The organism is Microbispora sp. CA-135349 (genome assembly GCF_050947365.1).
Taxonomy (GTDB): Bacteria; Actinomycetota; Actinomycetes; order Streptosporangiales; family Streptosporangiaceae; genus Microbispora.
The window spans coordinates 5,448,443-5,466,271 of the sequence record NZ_CP192001.1; the positions used below are offsets into that span (position 1 = coordinate 5,448,443).

At 71.7% G+C, this 17,829-nt stretch carries 12 protein-coding genes; 5 read left to right on the forward strand and 7 right to left on the reverse strand.

What is annotated here, in order from left to right; all coding sequences use genetic code 11:
* The first annotated feature begins 251 nt into the window (after positions 1 to 251).
* On the forward strand, positions 252 to 1,841 hold the full coding sequence (locus ACQPZZ_RS25055; RefSeq protein WP_432922685.1) for a glycoside hydrolase family 10 protein: 1,590 nt from the start codon (positions 252 to 254) through the stop codon (positions 1,839 to 1,841).
* A 212-nt stretch (positions 1,842 to 2,053) separates the two neighbouring features.
* Positions 2,054 to 4,195 (forward strand): hypothetical protein, encoded by a 2,142-nt coding sequence (locus ACQPZZ_RS25060; protein ID WP_432922688.1) that lies wholly within the window; start codon positions 2,054 to 2,056, stop codon positions 4,193 to 4,195.
* Positions 4,196 to 4,308: 113 nt separating this feature from the next.
* Here ACQPZZ_RS25060 and ACQPZZ_RS25065 read toward each other — a convergent pair whose 3' ends face one another.
* A complete protein-coding gene (locus ACQPZZ_RS25065; RefSeq protein WP_363640330.1) occupies positions 4,309 to 4,860 on the reverse strand; it encodes an HIT family protein in 552 nt (183 codons plus the stop codon).
* A gap of 336 nt (positions 4,861 to 5,196) precedes the next feature.
* Between ACQPZZ_RS25065 and ACQPZZ_RS25070 the strand changes: the two genes are divergently transcribed.
* Positions 5,197 to 5,751: an Asp23/Gls24 family envelope stress response protein gene (locus tag ACQPZZ_RS25070; protein WP_432922691.1), complete on the forward strand. Its 555-nt coding sequence runs from the start codon at positions 5,197 to 5,199 to the stop codon at positions 5,749 to 5,751.
* Positions 5,752 to 5,863: 112 nt separating this feature from the next.
* On the opposite strand, the gene thrS is transcribed toward ACQPZZ_RS25070, so the two are convergent.
* The gene (gene thrS / locus ACQPZZ_RS25075) at positions 5,864 to 7,840 is read right to left on the reverse strand and encodes a threonine--tRNA ligase (protein WP_432922694.1); all 1,977 of its coding nucleotides are present in this window, start codon (positions 7,838 to 7,840) and stop codon (positions 5,864 to 5,866) included.
* Between the two features lie 170 nt (positions 7,841 to 8,010).
* Entirely contained in the window at positions 8,011 to 10,311 is a 2,301-nt protein-coding gene (locus tag ACQPZZ_RS25080; protein WP_432922697.1) for a phosphoketolase family protein, read from the reverse strand.
* 87 nt (positions 10,312 to 10,398) lie between these two features.
* On the opposite strand from ACQPZZ_RS25080, the gene ACQPZZ_RS25085 reads away from it, so the two are divergent.
* The gene (locus ACQPZZ_RS25085) at positions 10,399 to 10,905 is read left to right on the forward strand and encodes a MarR family winged helix-turn-helix transcriptional regulator (RefSeq protein ID WP_363640322.1); all 507 of its coding nucleotides are present in this window, start codon (positions 10,399 to 10,401) and stop codon (positions 10,903 to 10,905) included.
* 184 nt (positions 10,906 to 11,089) lie between these two features.
* Here ACQPZZ_RS25085 and ACQPZZ_RS25090 read toward each other — a convergent pair whose 3' ends face one another.
* Complete coding sequence (locus tag ACQPZZ_RS25090) at positions 11,090 to 13,432, reverse strand: DUF4132 domain-containing protein (RefSeq protein ID WP_432922700.1); 2,343 nt, start codon at positions 13,430 to 13,432, stop codon at positions 11,090 to 11,092.
* 406 nt (positions 13,433 to 13,838) lie between these two features.
* On the opposite strand from ACQPZZ_RS25090, the gene ACQPZZ_RS25095 reads away from it, so the two are divergent.
* On the forward strand, positions 13,839 to 14,612 hold the full coding sequence (locus ACQPZZ_RS25095) for a hypothetical protein (protein WP_432922703.1): 774 nt from the start codon (positions 13,839 to 13,841) through the stop codon (positions 14,610 to 14,612).
* A 171-nt stretch (positions 14,613 to 14,783) separates the two neighbouring features.
* Here ACQPZZ_RS25095 and ACQPZZ_RS25100 read toward each other — a convergent pair whose 3' ends face one another.
* The 3 genes from ACQPZZ_RS25100 to ACQPZZ_RS25110 all read right to left on the reverse strand — a co-directional run bounded on the left by ACQPZZ_RS25100 (position 14,784) and on the right by ACQPZZ_RS25110 (position 17,470).
* The gene (locus ACQPZZ_RS25100; RefSeq protein WP_432922706.1) at positions 14,784 to 15,743 is read right to left on the reverse strand and encodes a YbgA family protein; all 960 of its coding nucleotides are present in this window, start codon (positions 15,741 to 15,743) and stop codon (positions 14,784 to 14,786) included.
* Positions 15,744 to 15,745: 2 nt separating this feature from the next.
* Complete coding sequence (locus tag ACQPZZ_RS25105; protein WP_432922709.1) at positions 15,746 to 16,264, reverse strand: RNA polymerase sigma factor; 519 nt, start codon at positions 16,262 to 16,264, stop codon at positions 15,746 to 15,748.
* Positions 16,265 to 16,378: 114 nt separating this feature from the next.
* Entirely contained in the window at positions 16,379 to 17,470 is a 1,092-nt protein-coding gene (locus ACQPZZ_RS25110) for a MerR family transcriptional regulator (RefSeq protein WP_432922712.1), read from the reverse strand.
* Positions 17,471 to 17,829: the final 359 nt, after the last annotated feature.

A 17,829-nucleotide genomic window follows, 5' to 3' on the forward strand; every position in this document is an offset into this window, starting at 1 on the left:
GCGCGACGGCGGGGCCCGCGCCGGACGACCGGTCCCCGCAGCTCACCGGCCCACTCACCGGCCCACTCACCGGCCCACTCACCGGACCCGCCGCCGGGGCCGGGTTTCGCGCCCCTCGGGCACGGGGAGCCCAAAGGCGTGTCCGGCGCCACTTCCGCATCACAAGTTCATTTCGTTTTTCTGGCTAAACCGCTCTTTTGCCGGTGTAAGACTTATGGCCGGACTTACTGGCAAATCAAAGGGGTAGCCACGTGACCGAGCGGGGACAGGTCATCCGCCCGTTGATCGCGACCACCGTCATCGCCGCCGTAGCCGCCGGAGCCGCGTACACGTTCGGCCCCGACGCCCAGGCCGAGAAGGTCGGCCGCACCGCGGCGCCGAAGGCGGAGCGGCAGCAGGTCAGGGCGGAGACGGTCACGGCCGCGGAAAAGTGCGTCACCAGCGTGGAATACCCCAAGCGTCAGCTTCGCGGCGTCTGGATCGCCACCGTGCACAACGTCGACTGGCCGTCGAAGCCGGGACTGCCGCCCGACCGGCAGAAGGCCGAGTATGTGCGCATTCTCGACAACGCGGTCAAGCGGCGCCTCAACGCGGTGTTCTTCCAGGTGCGGCCCGCCTCGGACGCGATCTACCGATCGTCGCTCGAGCCGTGGTCCCAGTGGCTCACCGGCACCGCGGGCAAGGACCCGGGCTGGGACCCGCTGCCGTTCCTGGTGAGCGAGGCCCACAAGCGCGGCCTTCAGTTCCACGCCTGGTTCAACCCCTACCGCGCGGCCGACACGGCCTCCTCCGCGCTGCCCGAGGGGCACCCGGCGCGGCTGCATCCCGACTGGGCCGTCAAGCACGAGGGCAAGCTGTACTACAACCCCGGCCTGCCGCAGGTGCGCGACTGGGTGACCAAGGTCGTGACGGACGTCGTCCAGCGCTACGACGTCGACGGCGTCCACTTCGACGACTACTTCTACCCCTACCCCGGTCAGGGCACGCGGTTCGCCGACCAGGCCGCGTACAAGAAGTACGGCAAGGGCCTGACGCTGGCCGACTGGCGGCGGCGCAACGTGAACCGGCTGGTCGCCCAGGTCTCGCAGGCGGTCCACGCGGCCAAGCCGCACACCGTCTTCGGGATCAGCCCGTTCGGCATCTGGCGCAACAAGGCCGAGGACCCGGCGGGCTCGGCCACCAAGGGCATGTCGGCGTACGACTCGATCTACGCGGACGCCAAGGCGTGGATCAAGGCGGGCTCGGTCGACTACGTGATGCCGCAGCTCTACTGGCCCAGGGGTTTCGCGGCGGCCGACTACTCCGTGCTCGCCAAGTGGTGGGCCGGCGCGGTGAAGGGCACCGAGGTCGACCTCTACATCGGGCAGGCGCTCTACCGGGTGGGCGCCGCCGACACCCCGGCCTGGACCAAGGCGGGCGAGCTGCCCGCCCACCTCACGCTGAACCGCAAGTATCCCGAGATCTCGGGCGACGTCTACTTCAGCGCCGCGCAACTGGTGAAGAACCCGCTCGGCGTACTCGACCGGATCGTGAAGAACCACTACTCCCATCCGGCGCTGCCGCCGGTGCTCAGGGCCGGCGCCACGCCGCCCGTCGCCCCGCGCGGGGTGAAGGCCTCCGGCGGGACGCTGACCTGGCGGGCCGAGCCGGGCGCCCAGACGTACGCGATCTACCGGGTGACGGGCAAGGACGCCTCCTGCGCCACGGCGGACGCGCGCAACCTGGTGGCGGTCGTGCCGGCCTCCGCCGCTCCGTCGTACGCCGCCGGCGGCTCCGGGACCTACTACGTCACCACCGTCGACCGCCTCGGCAACGAGAGCCCGGCCAGCCGGGCGGCCTGAGCCCGGGAGTCGCGTGCGGCCGGGCACGGTGAGGGCTCGGTCAGGGCTCGATGAGGGCTCGGTGAGGGCTCGATGAGCGCGCCCGCTCGCGCCGGACGGGGATGAGCCGGCGCGACAGGCGGTGATCGGGCCAAAGGCCGGATCATCGCGGACGAATCCGGTAGCGTGGTCGCGAGTTTTCCCAAGATCATGTGCGGATTTGGGGGTCGCCGGTGAGTGGCTCGTGGGTGAAGCGCGCGCTCGTCGCCATCGTGTTCGGCGTGTCGGTCGCGGCTCCCGCGTTCCCGGCGGCCGCGTCCGCCGCGTTCGAGGCCGGGCCCGGTCAGAGCGGGACCGCGGCCGGAGAACGGGTCGTGCTGGTCGGGATCCCGGGGCTGATGTGGAGCGACGTCACCCCCGGCGACACGCCGAACCTCTGGCGACTCGCCGGCGACTCGGCCATCGGTTCCCTGTCGGTGCGGGCCGTGCGCAAGGACACCTGCCCGTACGACGCCTGGCTCACGGTTTCGGCCGGGGTGCGGTCGGCGGTGGGCGGAGGGTGCGGCATGGCGCCCACGCCCAAGACGGACGGCGAGGGAGCGGTGATCCCCGAGTTCTCCTGGCTGTGGGAGGTCAGGGAGCAGCGCGACGCGGGCACGCTCGGCCAGGCCCTGCACGCGGCCGGGCGGACGACGATGGCCGTCGGCCCGGGGGCCGCCCTCGCGCTGGCCGACCGCGAGGGCCGCGTCGACGTCTACGCCCCTTCCCCCGGCGAGGTCGCGCAGTGGTCGCGCGGTGACGTGGTCGCCGTGGAGATCCCCGACCTCATCGCGCCCTACATCTCCGCGGATCGTCTGAGCGACGTGCCCGAGCACCTGTCCCCCGGCGCGCGCCGGGCCGCCGCGCGGGCGGCCGACGCGAAGCTCGGGTCGTTCCTGCCCCGCCTCGGTCCGGCGACGGTGCTGGTCGCCGGGCTCTCCGACCACGGGTCGGTCCCCCATCTCAGGGCGGCGATGCTCCACGGCGGCGGAGCGGCGGGCACGCTCGGCGCCCGGTCCACGCACCGGGACGACATGATCATCCTTCCGGATCTCACCGCCACGATCCTCGCGAGGACCGGGGTGGCCGCTCCCCCTGCCGTCGTCGGCGTGCCGGTCGAGGCCCACGCGACCGGCGGCGGCCCGGACGAGCGCGTCGGAGCCCTGCGCACCGCCGACGTGGCCGGGCAGACCATCCGCGACATGACCGGCGTCTTCTTCATCACGCTCGCCGCGCTCCAGGTGCTCTTCTACGTCACCGCGTTCGTGCTGCTGCGCCGCCGCGACCGGCTGCCCGCCGTGCGGGTCGCCGCCGTGGCGCTCGCCTCGATCCCCGTCTCGACCTACCTCGTCAACCTCACGCCGTGGGCCCGTACGGAGCGGCCCGCGCTCACGCTCTTCGCCTCGATCGCCGCGATCGCGGCGGCGCTCACCGTGGCGGCCCTCGCGGGGCCGTGGCGGCGCGGCATGCTCGGGCCGTTGACCGTGATCGCGGCGGTGACCGCGGCCGTGCTGCTCGGCGACCTGCTGACCGGCACGCCCCTGCAGCTCAACAGCCTGATGGGCTACACCGGCGTGGTCGGCGCCCGCTACTACGGCCTGGGGAACATCCCCTTCGCACTGCTCGCCACGGCGGTGCTGCTCGTCACGACGGCCGCCGCCGACCGGCTGGTCGCAGCGGGCCGCAAGGCCGTCGCGGTGGCTCTGGTCGCCGCGCTCGGCGCCTTCGCGATGCTGCTCGACGGCTGGCCGGGCGTGGGCAGCGACTTCGGCGGCGTCATCGCCTTCGTGCCGGGCATCGCGGTCACCGCGCTGATCGTGGCGGGCAGGCGCGTGTCGATCGTCAAGCTGGGCGCGTTCTGCGCCGCGGGCGGCGTGCTGGTGATGGCGATCGCCTACCTCGACTACCTGCGTCCCCCGGCCAGCCAGACCCATCTCGGCCGCTTCGTGGGGCAGGTGGCCGACGGCACGTTCCTGCCGGTGATCTCCCGCAAGCTCGGGGCGATGCTGTCCACGCTGCTCAGTCCCACCCTGATGCCCGTGGTGATCGCCGCGTTCGCGTTCCTCGTCTTCGCGCTGCTGCGGCCGGGGGCGGCGAGCGCCGGCGTCCTGCCGCTCGCGTTCGAACGGGCGCCCATGCTCAGGGCGGGCCTGCTCGGCGCGCTCGTGAGCGGCCTGGTCGGCATGCTCGTCAACGACTCGGGGGCCGCGGTGCTGTCCATGGCCCTGGCCCTGGCCGTGCCGCTCGTCCTCAGCGCGGGCATCCGCGCCCTGCAGCACGGCGAGCCCGTTCCGGCCTCCGGATCGCCGGGCCCGCGTCCGAGCCCGGCGGCCTGACCGGCGCCGGGCGGTCATCCCGGCCGGGGAGTCTGCTACGGCCTGCTCTGTGTCGTCCGGGCGGCTCAGGAGCCGCCGGGTCTCGTACGGCCTGCTCCGCGTCTCCGGGCGGCTCAGGAGCCGGCGGGCCAGGCGCCGGCGAGCAGGTCGCGGGTGTCGCGCAGCAGCTGCGGCAGGACCCTGGTGCGCCCGACGACCGGCATGAAGTTGGTGTCGCCACCCCACCGGGGCACGACGTGCTGGTGGAGGTGGGCGGCGATGCCCGCGCCCGCCACACCGCCGAGGTTCATGCCGACGTTGAAGCCCTGCGCCCCGCTCGCCTTGCGCAGCGCCTGCGTCGCGCGTTTGGTGAACTCGGCCAGCTCGGCCGTCTCGGGCCCGTCCAGGTCGGCGTAGTCGGACACGTGCCGGTAGGGGCAGACCATGAGGTGCCCGGAGTTGTACGGGTAGAGGTTCAGCACGGCGAACACGGCCGATCCCCGGGCCACGATCAGCCCGTCCTCGTCGGCCAGCTTGGGGATCTCGCAGAACGGGCAGCCGTCGTCCGCGCCGGACCCGCTGGGCTTGTTCTCGCCCTTGATGTAGGCCATGCGGTGCGGGGTCCACAGGCGCTGGAAGCTGTCGGGAACCCCGGCGCCGGCCTGCTCGATCGGCTCTGAATCCACGGTCGTGCTTCCCTCCGGTCCGTCCCCTGCGCCAGGCCACCGCCGCCGCCCGCGCGACGGCGCGGCACCGGTACTGTCCAGCAGCATATGACCCCGCGGATCTCTCCCGGCCCGCCGGGTTGCGCCATGCCACGACCGGCCCCGCGCTCATGACCGGCGCCACGCCCACGACCGGCGCCATGCCCACCGTCGCCCTGCCACGGCGGCGGCCCCGGGCCGCCGCGCCCGGGACGGCGTCCGTCGCCCGTGCCGATATGCGCGGACGCCGGACGGCCTGCCCGGTCATCGGGCAGAATGCACCTGCCGGACGCCGCCCCACCGTTGAGGAGCCGTCATATGAGCGAGGCCGCCGTCGTCGAGGAGCGGATGGAAGAGCAGGCCGACGCGTACGCCGAGGAGATCCCCGGCGATCCCGCGGGCGTGGAGGCGGCCGACCGGGTGCGGCCGGAACCCCCCACGTCGGCCGGCGCCGTGGAGACGCCCACGCCCGAGGCGCCGACGGCGAATGTTCTCAGGGGCCGGATCAAGGTCGCCGACGAGGTGGTGGAGAAGGTCGCCGCGCTCGCCGCCCTGGAGATCCCCGGCGTCGCCGACCTGGGCGGCGACCTCGAGCGCGCCTTCGAGTCCGTACGCGACCGCATCGGCGTCGGGACCAAGCGGGCGACCCAGGGCGTGCAGGCCAGGATCCAGGATCAGCAGGTCTCGGTCGACGTGACCATCGTCATCGTGTACGGCCATGTGGTCATGGACGTCGCCACCGAGGTCAAGGTCAACGTCGCCCGGTCGGTGAGCCGGATGCTCGGCATGCACGTGATCGAGGTCAACGTGACCGTCGACGACGTCCGCCTCCCCGGTCAGGGCTTCCCCGCCTCGGACACCCGGGCCTCCTGACCCGGCCCGGCCGGCCCCGGAGGACCCCTGATCGCCCCGGTCGCCCGGTCGCCGGGAAATGCGAGAACGCGGGCGCCCCGGGTGGGGCGCCCGCGTTCGTCGTGGTGGGCCGTCAGACCTGGATGCGGCGGCGGACCGCGTCGACGATCTCGTTGATCGCCTCGTCGATCGGGACGCCGTTCTTCTGCTCACCGTTGCGGTAGCGGAAGGAGACCGCCCCGGCGGCCACGTCGTCGTCGCCCGCCAGAAGCATGTACGGCACCTTGGCCTTCTGGGCGTTGCGGATCTTCTTCTGCATGCGGTCGTCGCTCTCGTCGACCTCGACCCGGATGCCGTGCTCGCGCAGCCGCTTGGCGACGTCCTGGAGGTAGGGCACGTGGGCGTCCGCGATCGGGATGCCGACGACCTGCACGGGGGCGAGCCACGGAGGGAAGGCGCCCGCGTAGTGCTCGACCAGCACGCCGAAGAACCGCTCGATCGACCCGAACAGCGCCCGGTGAATCTTGACGGGCCGCTTCCTGGTGCCGTCCGCGGCCTGGTATTCCAGCTCGAACAGCTCGGGCAGGTTGAAGTCGAGCTGGATGGTCGACATCTGCCAGGTGCGGCCGATGGCGTCCCGCGCCTGCACGGAGATCTTCGGGCCGTAGAAGGCCGCGCCACCCGGGTCGAGCACCAGCTCCAGGTTCTCCGACTCGGCGACCTCGCGCAGGGTCTCGGTCGCCTGCTCCCACACCTCGTCGGAGCCGACGTACTTCTCCGGGTCCTTGGTGGACAGCTCCAGGTAGAAGTCGTCGAGGCCGTAGTCGCGCAGCAGGTCGAGCACGAACCGCAGCAGTGACGTGAGCTCGTCGCGCATCTGCTCCTGGGTGCAGTAGATGTGCGCGTCGTCCTGGGTCAGCCCGCGTACGCGGGTGAGGCCGTGCACCACGCCCGACTTCTCATACCGGTACACGGTGCCGAACTCGAACAGCCGCAGCGGCAGCTCGCGGTAGGACCGCCCGCGCGACCTGAAGATCAGGTTGTGCATCGGGCAGTTCATCGGCTTGAGGTAGTAGCGCGCGCCCTCCAGCTCCATGGGAGGGAACATGCCGTCGGCGTACCAGTCGAGGTGGCCGGAGATCTTGTACAGATTCTCCTTGGTGATGTGCGGGGTGTTGACGAAGGAGTAGCCCGCCTCCTCGTGCCGGCGGCGCGAGTAGTCCTCCATCACCCGGCGGATGATGCCGCCCTTGGGGTGGAACACCGGCAGACCCGAGCCGAGCTCGTCGGGGAACGAGAACAGGTCGAGCTCGGCGCCGAGCTTGCGGTGATCGCGCTTCTCGGCCTCCTCCAGGAACTTGAGGTACTCGTCCTGCTTCTCGCGCGACTCCCAGGCGGTGCCGTAGATGCGCTGGAGCTGCGGGTTCTTCTCGCTGCCCCGCCAGTAGGCGCCGCCCGACCGCATGAGCTTGAAGGCCGGGATGACCCGGGTGCTCGGCAGGTGGGGCCCGCGGCACAGGTCCTTCCAGCACAGCTCGCCCGACTTGGGGTCGAGGTTGTCGTAGATGGTGAGCTGGCCGCCGCCGACCTCGACGTTCGCGCCGTCGGCCGCGTCGGCGGCGCCGCCCTTGAGCCCGATGAGCTCCAGCTTGTACGGCTCGGCCGCGAGCTCCTCGCGGGCCTCGTCGTCGCCGACCGGACGGCGCCGGAAGGTCTGTCCCTGCTTGACGATCTCGCGCATGCGCTTCTCGATGCGCTTGAGGTCGTCGGGGGTGAACGGCTCGCGGACGTCGAAGTCGTAGTAGAAGCCGTTCTCGACCGGCGGGCCGATGCCGAGCCTGGCCTCGGGGAAGATCTCCTGGACGGCCTGGGCCATGACGTGCGCGGTGGAGTGGCGCAGGATGGCCCGGCCGTCGGAGCTGTCGATCGCGACCGGCTCGACCACGTCGCCGTCGGCGACCTCGGCGGCCAGGTCACGCAGCTCGCCGTTGATCCTGGCGGCGATCACCGATCTGCCGTCGGCGCCGAGCGCCTCCCCGGCCGTCGTACCCGCCGCCACCACGCGCTCGGCTCCGGCGAGGGTGATGCGTATCTCAAGGGCGGCGGACACGGTGGCTCCTTAGGACAGGTTCGATGCATGGATCTCGGCGGCCGCGCGCACGCGAGGCGGCGGCGCCGGTCGCATCCGATGCTACCGGTGCCGCCACCCCATGGTGGTGTGCATCCATCCACCCCCGCCCCCTCCGCGCGTGATCGTGCGGTTTGTCGCGGCCGGGCGGGTCAGCAGGGCCACGTCCAGTCGCGGATCTCGGCGGGGTCCTCGCCGTACTCCCGGGTGTAGGCGCGGGCGCGCAGCCGGGCGTCGGCCATGCGCTGGCGCAGGTGGGCCACCCTGCTGCCCAGGCCGGGCACCCGGTCGATCACGTCCATCACCAGGTGGAAGCGGTCGATGTCGTTCAGCATCGCCATGTCGAACGGCGTGGTCGTGGTGCCCTCCTCCTTGTAGCCGCGCACGTGCAGGTTCTCGTGCCCGTTGCGCCGGTAGGTGAGGCGGTGGATCAGCCACGGGTAGCCGTGGAAGTTGAAGATGATCGGCTTGTCCGTGGTGAACAACGCGTCGAACTCGGCGTCGGGCAGGCCGTGCGGGTGCTCGGAGGCCGGTTGCAGCCGCATGAGGTCGACGATGTTGATCACGCGCACCCGCAGCTCGGGCAGGTGCTCGCGGAGCAGCGCGGCGGCGGCGAGTGTCTCCAGCGTGGGCACGTCCCCGGCGCAGGCGAGCACCACGTCGGGCTCGGCGCCCTGGTCGGTGGAGGCCCAGTCGAGGATGCCCAGCCCGCGGGTGCAGTGGACGATCGCCTCGTCCATGCTCATCAGGTCGAGCACGGGCTGCTTGCCCGCCACGACGACGTTGACGTAGTCGCGCGAGCGCAGGCAGTGGTCGGCGACCGACAGCAGGGTGTTGGCGTCCGGCGGCAGGTAGACGCGCACGACCTCGGCCTTCTTGTTGACGACGACGTCGAGGAAGCCGGGATCCTGGTGGCTGAAGCCGTTGTGGTCCTGGCGCCACACGTGGGAGGACAGCAGGTAGTTCAGCGAGGCGACCGGCCGCCGCCAGGGGATCTTGCGGGAGGACTCCAGCCATTTGGCGTGCTGGTTGAACATGGCGTCCACGATGTGGATGAACGCCTCGTAGCAGTTGAACAGCCCGTGGCGGCCGGTCAGCAGGTAGCCCTCCAGCCAGCCCTGGCACTGGTGCTCGCTGAGCACCTCCATGACCCTGCCCCGGGGGCCGAGGTTCTCGTCGGTCGGCAGCAGCTCGGCCTCCCACTCCTTGCCGGTCGCCTCGAAGACGGCCGACAAGCGGTTGGAGGCGGTCTCGTCCGGGCCGAGCAGCCGGAAGTTCGCGGGGTTGGCGGCGATGACGTCGCGCAGGAACGCCCCGAGGACGCGCGTCGGCTCGGTCGAGGCCGAGGCCGGGGCCTTCACCTCGACGGCGTAGTCGCGGAAGTCGGGCAGCACGAGCGGGCGCAGCAGTTCCCCGCCGTTGGCGTGCGGGCTGGCGCTCATCCGCAGCGGCCCGTCCGGGACGGTCCGCGTGATCGTCTCGACCGGCCGCCCGTCGGCGTCGAACAGCTCCTCCGGCCGGTAGGAGCGCATCCACTCCTCCAGGGCCTCCAGCCGGTCGGGCCGGTTTCGCACGTCGGTCAGCGGCACCTGGTGGGCGCGCCAGGTGCCCTCGACCGGGAGCCCGTCGACCTCGCGCGGCCCGGTCCAGCCCTTCGGCGTACGCAGGATGATCATCGGCAACGGGCCGCCGTCGGTCATCTGGTCGAAGACCGTGTCGAGGGTCGAGGCCATGAGCTCGTGCATCTCCCCCGGCTCGTGACCGGAGACGATGTGGGGGCGATAGCCGTACCCCTCGAAGAGCTTGAGCAGCTCGTCCTCCGGGATCCTGGCCAGCACCGTGGGATTGGCGATCTTGTAACCGTTCAGGTGCAGGATCGGCAGGACCACGCCGTCGGTGTCCCGGTTGAGGAACTTGTTGGAATGCCAGCCGGTGGCGAGCGGCCCGGTCTCGGCCTCGCCGTCGCCGACGACGCAGGCCACCACCAGGCCGGGGTTGTCGAAGGCCGCGCCGTACGCGTGGGAGAGGGCGTAGCCGAGCTCGCCGCCCTCGTGGATGGAGCCCGGAGTCTCGGGGGCCACGTGGCTGGGGATGCCACCGGGGAAGGAGAACTGCCGGAAGAGCCTGCGCATGCCCTCGGCGTCCCGGGTGATGTGGGGGTAGCGCTCGGTGTAGGTGCCTTCGAGCCACGCGTGGGCGACCGCCGCCGGGCCGCCGTGCCCCGGACCGGCGATGTAGATCATGTCCTGGCCGCGCTCCCCAATGATCCGGTTGAGGTGGGCGAAGCAGAAGTTGAGCCCGGGCGTCGTCCCCCAGTGGCCGAGCAGCCGCGGCTTGACGTGCTCGGGGCTGAGCGGCTCGGTCAGCAGCGGGTTGTCCATCAGGTAGATCTGGCCGACGGACAGATAGTTCGCGGCCCGCCAGTAGGCGTCGATGTTCCCGTATGCGTCCATGCCCCTGACACTTTCCCCGCGGCGGCGGCTGAACCAGAGTCTTTCGCCCACAGATCGGCGGGCCCATCGACCGGTAGTCTTGGCGCCATGTCCGGCACCCGCTGGCTCGACGAGGAGGAGCAGCGCACCTGGCGCGCCTACCTGCGGACGAGCCATCTCCTCCAGGAGGCTCTCGAACGGCAGCTGCAGCGCGACTCGGGCATGCCGCACGCCTACTACATGATCCTGGTGGTCCTCTCCGAGTCACCCGGGCGGACCATGACGATGACGGAGCTGTCCGCCATCCTCCAGTTCTCGGTCTCCCGCCTGTCCCACGCGGTCTCCCGGCTGGAGGAGAAGGGCTGGGTGCGGCGGCTCAAGCGGCCGGAGGACCGGCGCACCACCGTCGCCGAGCTCACCGACGAGGGCTTCGCCGCTCTCGTGGAGGCGGCGCCGGGTCACGTCGAGGAGGTCCGCCGGGTCTTGTTCGACCCCCTCACTCCCGGCCAGGTGCGGCAGTTCCGCGAGATCCTCGCCACGATCCTCGCGGCCTTCGAGTATCAGAGGGCCGCCGATGACGAGCGTCCCCGCGAACTCGACGCCGCCGCCCAGTAAGACTCGGTGCTCGTTGACCGCGGATGCGACCACGAAAAGTACCGCCGCTTGGTACGCGAACCGCGAACCCGACCGCTGACCCCGCGTTCCCCGACCCCGGACTCGGCGCCGGCTGAGGATGCCCGATCCGCCCAGGCGGCTGGTGACTTCCGGGGATCTGATGCGACGGTGCCTGGGGGGTAGTTCAGCCGAGCTGCCGGATGATCGTCGGGTCGGTGATCGCCGTGTCGTTGGCCAGGAGGTACGCCTTCGAAAGGATCACCGACAGCGTCCCCCCGTCGTCCTCGAACGGAAGGAACACCGATCCGGCCGCGCGCCCGCTCGCCGGGACGATGCACAGGTACGCGTCGTTGGGCTCCATCAGGATGTTCGTCGACCCCAGATGGATCTTGTACGTCTTCAGATCGCCCCGTACGCGAAGGAATCTGTCGGTCAGCTCCACCCGGGAGGCGATCTTCAGTTTCGGCAGCAGCCGCGCCAGCACCTCGCGCCGGGTCTTGGCCGTCTCGGTCAGCTCGCCGAAGCCGTGGGAGCGCCAGTAACCCTCGTGGCCGATCAGCGCCTGGTCGTCGCGGGCGACCGAGGCCACGCCCACGGCGAGGTCGGCCTCGCGGAGGATCTCCGACAGCACCAGCGGCGGAAGATCGGCCATCGACGCCGGTTGCCCGTCGCGGTGGAAGGTGATGCCCTCGGTGGCGCACAGCATGGTGGTCCCGGCTCCGGGGGCGGAGACGATGTGCATGGCCCATCGGGCCTGCCAGCCCGCCAGGTCGCGCACCACCTCGCCCTGGTCGCCGCCGTTCTCGTAGTCCCAGTTGCCGATCGACCGGCCGGTCCAGCCGCGCTGGCCCAGCAGGGTCCGGGCCTGGCCGTAGCGCAGAATGTGGCCGGCGAAACGGTTGGAGAAGGTGCCGGTCCGCTCCTCGGCGGGGGTCAGCAGGTAGAGCTCGCGGAAGACCTGCTTGAACGGCTGGCGTACACCACCTTCGAGAAGATGGTCGCGCCACGCCGCAACCTCGTCGGCGGTCGCGTGGATCGGATGCCACAGGCCTGCCACGGCGTCGGGGGCGGGGCGGTAACCGGCCAGTTCCCAGCCGTCGGCGGTCTTGACCGGCAGGGCCGCCGGGCCGCCGGCGATCTGCCAGACCAGGGTGCGGGCGTAGGGGCCGGTGACGGGATGGTCGAGGAAGTACTCGGTCACCTCGCGCCAGCGCCACGTCCGTTCATGAACGATCGCCTGTTCCAAGCGGGACCGCACGGCCGCCTGCGCCAGCTTGAGCTCCTTCAGGGTGGCCCGCAGATCGGACAGCTCCGCGCGCAGATCCTTCGGCAGCGACTTGACGGTCTTGCCGGCGGCGTTCACGTAGCGCAGAGCGGGCACGTCGGAGCACAACCTGACCCGGTAGTCGCCGATCTTCTCCTCGCGGACGCCGCCGGTGTCCAGGCCGAAGGTGGGGACCGTCCGATCGAGCAGCTGCTCGCGGGTCAGCCCGTTCTCGACGGCCACCGCGTCGAGGGCGAGGCTCAGATTCCTCTGTACGGACCTCGCGCGCACCTTCGCCTGGATTCCGGACAGCGGGACGATCACGTCGAGGCCGCCCCTGCGGGCCAGGACGCCGACGGCGGCGTTGGTGACGGGCTCGCAGCGGCACGTGGAGCCCATCCCGTTGCTGCCGGTGCCGCAGGTCATCGCGACGTCGGTGACGAGCGAGGTCACCCAGCGCTCGTCGATGACCTGGCAGGTCCACAGGATGCCGCGCACCACGACGATGGTGTCCTCCTTGAGGAAGACCTTGTCCCACCACTCCTCGTCGTCGTAGCGGACGACCCAGTCTCCGCCCCGGTAGGCCGCCAGCCGCGTGAGCAGCTCACGGACCAGGGCGACCGCGCCTGGAGTGAGCATCCGCGCGGCGTTCCTCAGCCACCGGGCGCTGGGTCTGGTCGAGCGGGCGGTGTTCCAGTGGCGGAACAGCGGCAGCACCTCGACCAGGCGCGCGCCGTACTCCTCGGCCAGCATGCGGGCGAAGTGGTCGGTGTCCCCGATCTCGGTCCTGACCACCCCGGCCGGACCGTGCTCGGCGGGTTCGGTGAGCAGCTCGGCCACCTGCTCGGCCAGGAGCGCCCGCGCGTCCTTCAGCCACGGTCCCGACGTCAGCCAGCGCAGCAGGTCCCGGCGCAGCTGGTGGTCGAACCGGCGGGCCGCCGCGAGCGGGATCCGGAACAGCTCCTCGTAGCGGGTGTGCCCCTGCCGCACCCAGTACCCCGCCCGTTCCATGAGGTGGTGCGCTTCCCGGTAGGTGAAGTCGATGTCGCGCTCGGCCACCGACCGGACCACGCGCAGCACCCGCTCGTCGTAGTCGTGGCCGCCTTCCGGCCCCAGCCAGAGTTTCATCTGCGCGTAGGTGCCGTAGACCCTCCAGTCGACGCCGGGGCCGGGCTCGAGTCCCTGCTCGGTGAGCTCGTCGAACCGCTGGTAGGCGGCCCTCGTGGCCGGGTCCGTGTGGTCCCATCGGCCCGCTGACGTCATCACACGGCTCCCCTCATGATCTGAAACGCTAGGTGATCACGGATATCAGCCGGAACCGACAGGTTTCCCCTGCCATGATCCGAGACATGTCCGCACGAGAGCCGCTTCTGCCTCCTCGCCCGATCAAGATCGGGGACGTTGCGGCCGCTCGCTGATGCTCCCATCGCTTGGCTACAGCGAGAGATCAAAGGACAGCAGAGATCATTCTGTTAGGACCTGTTGAGACAGGGCGCCGTGAGGCAGCGCGCAGTAGGACCCGCCCCGTCCCCTGCCGCCGGACGTCCACAGATCGGTCACCACGGCTCGGAGGCCGGGTTCCAGCGTCCGCTCGGGCGCCGGGAAAGGGCTTGCGTCGTCACGCGGTGACGACCAAGATTTCTCACCATTGCGTGAAAGGAGCACTTCAGTGTCGTCTACCCGCATCTGCCTGGCCGTCGGTGTCGCGGGAATCGCGGTCCTCGTCTCTCCCGTACGGGCGAGCGCGGGAACACCCGATCCCTCGGCCGTCCTGAGCAAGGCACTGGTCCAGGGGCGCGGGGTGACGTTCACGGAGACCGAGAAGTCGTGGATCGGGGACGACAGATCGGACCCGACGATCTTCCGGACCTCCGGAGTTGTGGCTTTCGGCAAGGGAAGGCTCACCGGCGCGTCCATCAAACGGGTGACCAAGTCCGGGAAGACGTTCAGGTTCCTCATCGCCGGCGGCAAGACCTACGCCCGGGGCGGGTTGTGGTCGGACGCCCTGCCCGCGGGCAAGAGCTGGGCGTACAGCCCGGACCTCGCCATGCGGCCGTACCAGGCGTCCGGCCAGTCGATCGACGTCTTCGATCCCGCGGCGCTGCGTGTGGTCTACGCGACTCGGAGCGGCCAGGCCATGCGTCAGAAGGTCAAGGGCGTCGCGGCCACGCGCTACAGCGGCATCGTCACGGCGAAGGCCCTGTGCGCGGTGTCGGCCGCGTGCCGCGAGGAGTTCGGCAAGTCGAGCCCGGTGAAGATCGGCTGGAGCCTGTGGGTGGACGGCCGTGGCCGGATCGTACGGCTGACCACGCAGTGGGCGAGGAAGCCCGACCGTGACAAACGTGTCATCGGCGGCGGCGGGCAGACCGACACGTACTACTCCCGCTGGGGCGCGCGGGTCGTGGTGAAGGCTCCGCCCCCGGCGCAGGTCGACGCCGGATGAGCCAGGCCCGAGCGTCCGTGACTCCCCCATGTGGTCGGCCGGCCTTCAGGCCTCCGGGTTGTGGCGGGCGATGGCGCCGTGCCCATCAGGGTCTTCGTCGATGTGCGTCGCATAGGGGGTCCTCTGCCCAGCGGGCGACGCTCATGCGGGAGCACCCCTGCGAGGACGAGCTCATGCGGGAACGTGGTTGCGCAGGCGCAGCGCGTCGGGATAGGGCGACAGGTACGTCTGGTCGCGGACGTACTCGACCCCCGCGCCCCTCGCGTGGTGCCTGAGCAGGGCGAGCGGCACCGTCAGGGCGACCCTGCGGGCCCGGTAGGACGCGATCACCTCGGCCAGATCGGCCCGGCGGACCGGATCGAGCTGCCCGCCGATCATGCCGAGGCAGTGATGCAGGACGTTGACGTGGCGCCCGACCGTGGCCGTGGTGGCGAGGGCCGCCCGGAACGCACGGTCGTACTCGCGGGCCAGCGCCTCCCGGGGCAACTCTCCCGCCGCGGCCACCAGCCGCCCGATCTCCCGGTACGCCGCGGGCGCGTGGGAGAGGATCTGCATCTTGTGCCGGGCGTGGAAGGCGACCAGGTCGCGTGGGCGCCAGTCGCCGGCCAGCAGGGCCCGCAGGCGGGCCGAGGCGAAGATCCGCTCGACGAAGGCCTCCCGCAGCACGGCGTCGTGCAGCCGGCCCTCGTCCTCGACGACCAGTTCCGGGCGGGCGCGGGTGATGGCGGCGGCGAAGATCCCCTCACCGTGCCGGTCGGCCGGCCCGTTTCCCCCGGCGCACACGGGGATCCCGTGGAGCCCGCAACTCGGGCTCCTGGACTTGAACACGTAGCCGTCGACGTCCGCCAGATCCGCCGCGCGCCCGGCGGCGAGGCCGGTCATCGGGGCGGTCAGGTCCTCGCGGGTCCGGCGGGTCACCAGCCGGGGCCCGTCCGGGGAGCGCTCCAGCCGGAGCGTCTCGCGCGGGGCGCCGAGACCGATCTCGATCTCCGGGCAGATCGGCACCCAGTCAACGTGTTCCGCGAGCTCCTCGGTGAGGAAGCGATCCCGGCTGTGGCCGCCGTTGAACCGTACGGGAGCGCCCAGCAGGCAGCTCGACACCGCCACCCTCGGCCTGACCACGGTTGTCATGGTCAGGCCGCCCGCAACAGCGTGGACAGGCGGTGCAGGCCGCGCGCCGTACGCGCCTTGACCGTGCCGAGCGGAACCCGCAGGTGCTCGGCGATCTCCCGCTGGGTCAGGTCTCCGTAGTACGCCAGCTCGATCGCCTGGCGCTGCACCTGCGGCAGCGCGGCCAGCGCGCGCCGGATCCGGTCGCGGTCGGCGAACTCGTCGCCGTCCAGCCGGCCGTCGTGTCCCGCCGGGTCGGGCACAGCCTCCAGCGGCACCGTCGCCGGCGTACGCGCCCGCAGATGGTCCACCGCGCGGTTGCGGGCGATTCCGTACAGCCAGGCCGACAGGCTGCGGCCCGGGTCGAAGCGGTGCTGGAAGCGCCACACCTCCGTGAAGACGACCTGCAGGACATCCTCCACGTCCTGCGACGGCACGAGTCTGCGCAGGTAGGAGCGCACGGCCGGGGAGTGGGCGCGGTAGCACTCCCCCAGGGCTCCCGCGTCCCCCGTGGCGAGCCGGAACTCCAGCGTCTCCTCCATCCGGGCCCCCTTCGCCGGAGAAGTTACTCAAAACCTATTCATAACTGCCCGCACCCGGAGGGAACACCCACGATCACCGAACACTGAATCAATAATGCGTCAAAGACGCACGAATCACCGCAGAGTGGTCATTACCGCCGAGATGGCGTCGCGAAACGTCGTCACCCGGACGACCTCCGAGGGCAGGCCGTCCCCCCAGCCCGGGCCGCCGACCACGACGCGGCAGGCGGGGCGGAGCCTCGGCAGAGCGGCCAGCGGTGCCGGATCACCGGTCTGACGGATCTGCGACCACACGAACACCGCCGCGGGACCGAGGCGGCGCATCGCGCCCGCCAGCGCGGTGTAGGGCGTGCGGGCACCGAGCACGCGGGTATCCACCCCGAGCGTGCCGAGCGCGGCGGCCAGCGCGTGGATCGGCAGCGCGTGCTGCTCCTCCTCGGCGCCGGCCAGCAGGACCGGGCGGGGATGCACGGGCGAGGGCGCACGCGCGGCGAACCGCGTCAGCGCCGCCTGGAGCCGGTCGGAGAACAGGTGCTCGATGTCGATCCCGGTTCCGGTGTCCTGCTGCCTGCGGCTGACGGCCGCGAACACCGGCAGCACGAGCCGCTCCCACGTCCACACGACGCCGTGCGCGGCCAGCGCCGCGTCCAGCCCCGCGTTCACGGTCGTCGCGTCGAGCGCCGTCACCGCGCGGACCAGCATGACCGCCGACAGCAATCCGAATTCCGGGGCCGGCCGTACGGCGGAGAACGGTGGCGCCGGGGGTGACGGGGCGGCCGACGGGGAAACGGCCGCCGACGGCCCCTGCGCCCCCGGCGGAACGGATGGCTGGAACGACTGGGGCGGCTCGAAGGGCGCGGGGGACACGAAGGGCGCTGGGGACTCGAAGGGAACGGCGGACTCCGGCGGCGCTGTTTCCTCCCCGGGCACGGGCCGCAGCCGCAGCGCCTGTCTGGCGGCGTCGGCCGGTGGCATACCGGTCCGGATCAGCCGGTTCATCTCCTCCAGGCGGCGCAGGTCCGCGTTGTCGTACCGGCGGTGGCCGCCGGGGCTGCGCCTGCTCGGGCCGATGCCGTACCTGAGGTTCCACGTGCGCAGCGTGGACGCGGGCACGCCGAGCCGCCGGGAGACGGCTCCGATGCCGTAACCCGGCTCCTCCTCCGCGGCCGCGTTCTCGCCGGCCCCCGGTGCGCCCTCGCGCGTCACGCGCTCACCCCGCGTCCGTCCCGCCGGTCATCCCGGCCGCTCGCCGTCCTCCGGCCACCCGCCCTCCCTATGGCCAGCCTCTCAGCCCCCGGCCAGCGCTCCGTAGGGAGGGCCCGGGCTCCGCACGTCGGGACCGGCGGGACCGGCACGCCTCGGAACCCGCCGCTCGTGACCTCCCCGCGCACGGCGCTCGTGGCCGCCCCCGCGCACGGCGCTCGTGGCCGCCCCCGCGCACGGCGCTCGTGGCCGTCCCGGCCACCGGCCCGCCCCTGGCCTTGTTTCGGCGCGGCGGCCCTGTGCGGATGCAACCGCCGGAGCGGGCGGGCGCGAAAACTCTACTGACGGCGCCGCCGATCACC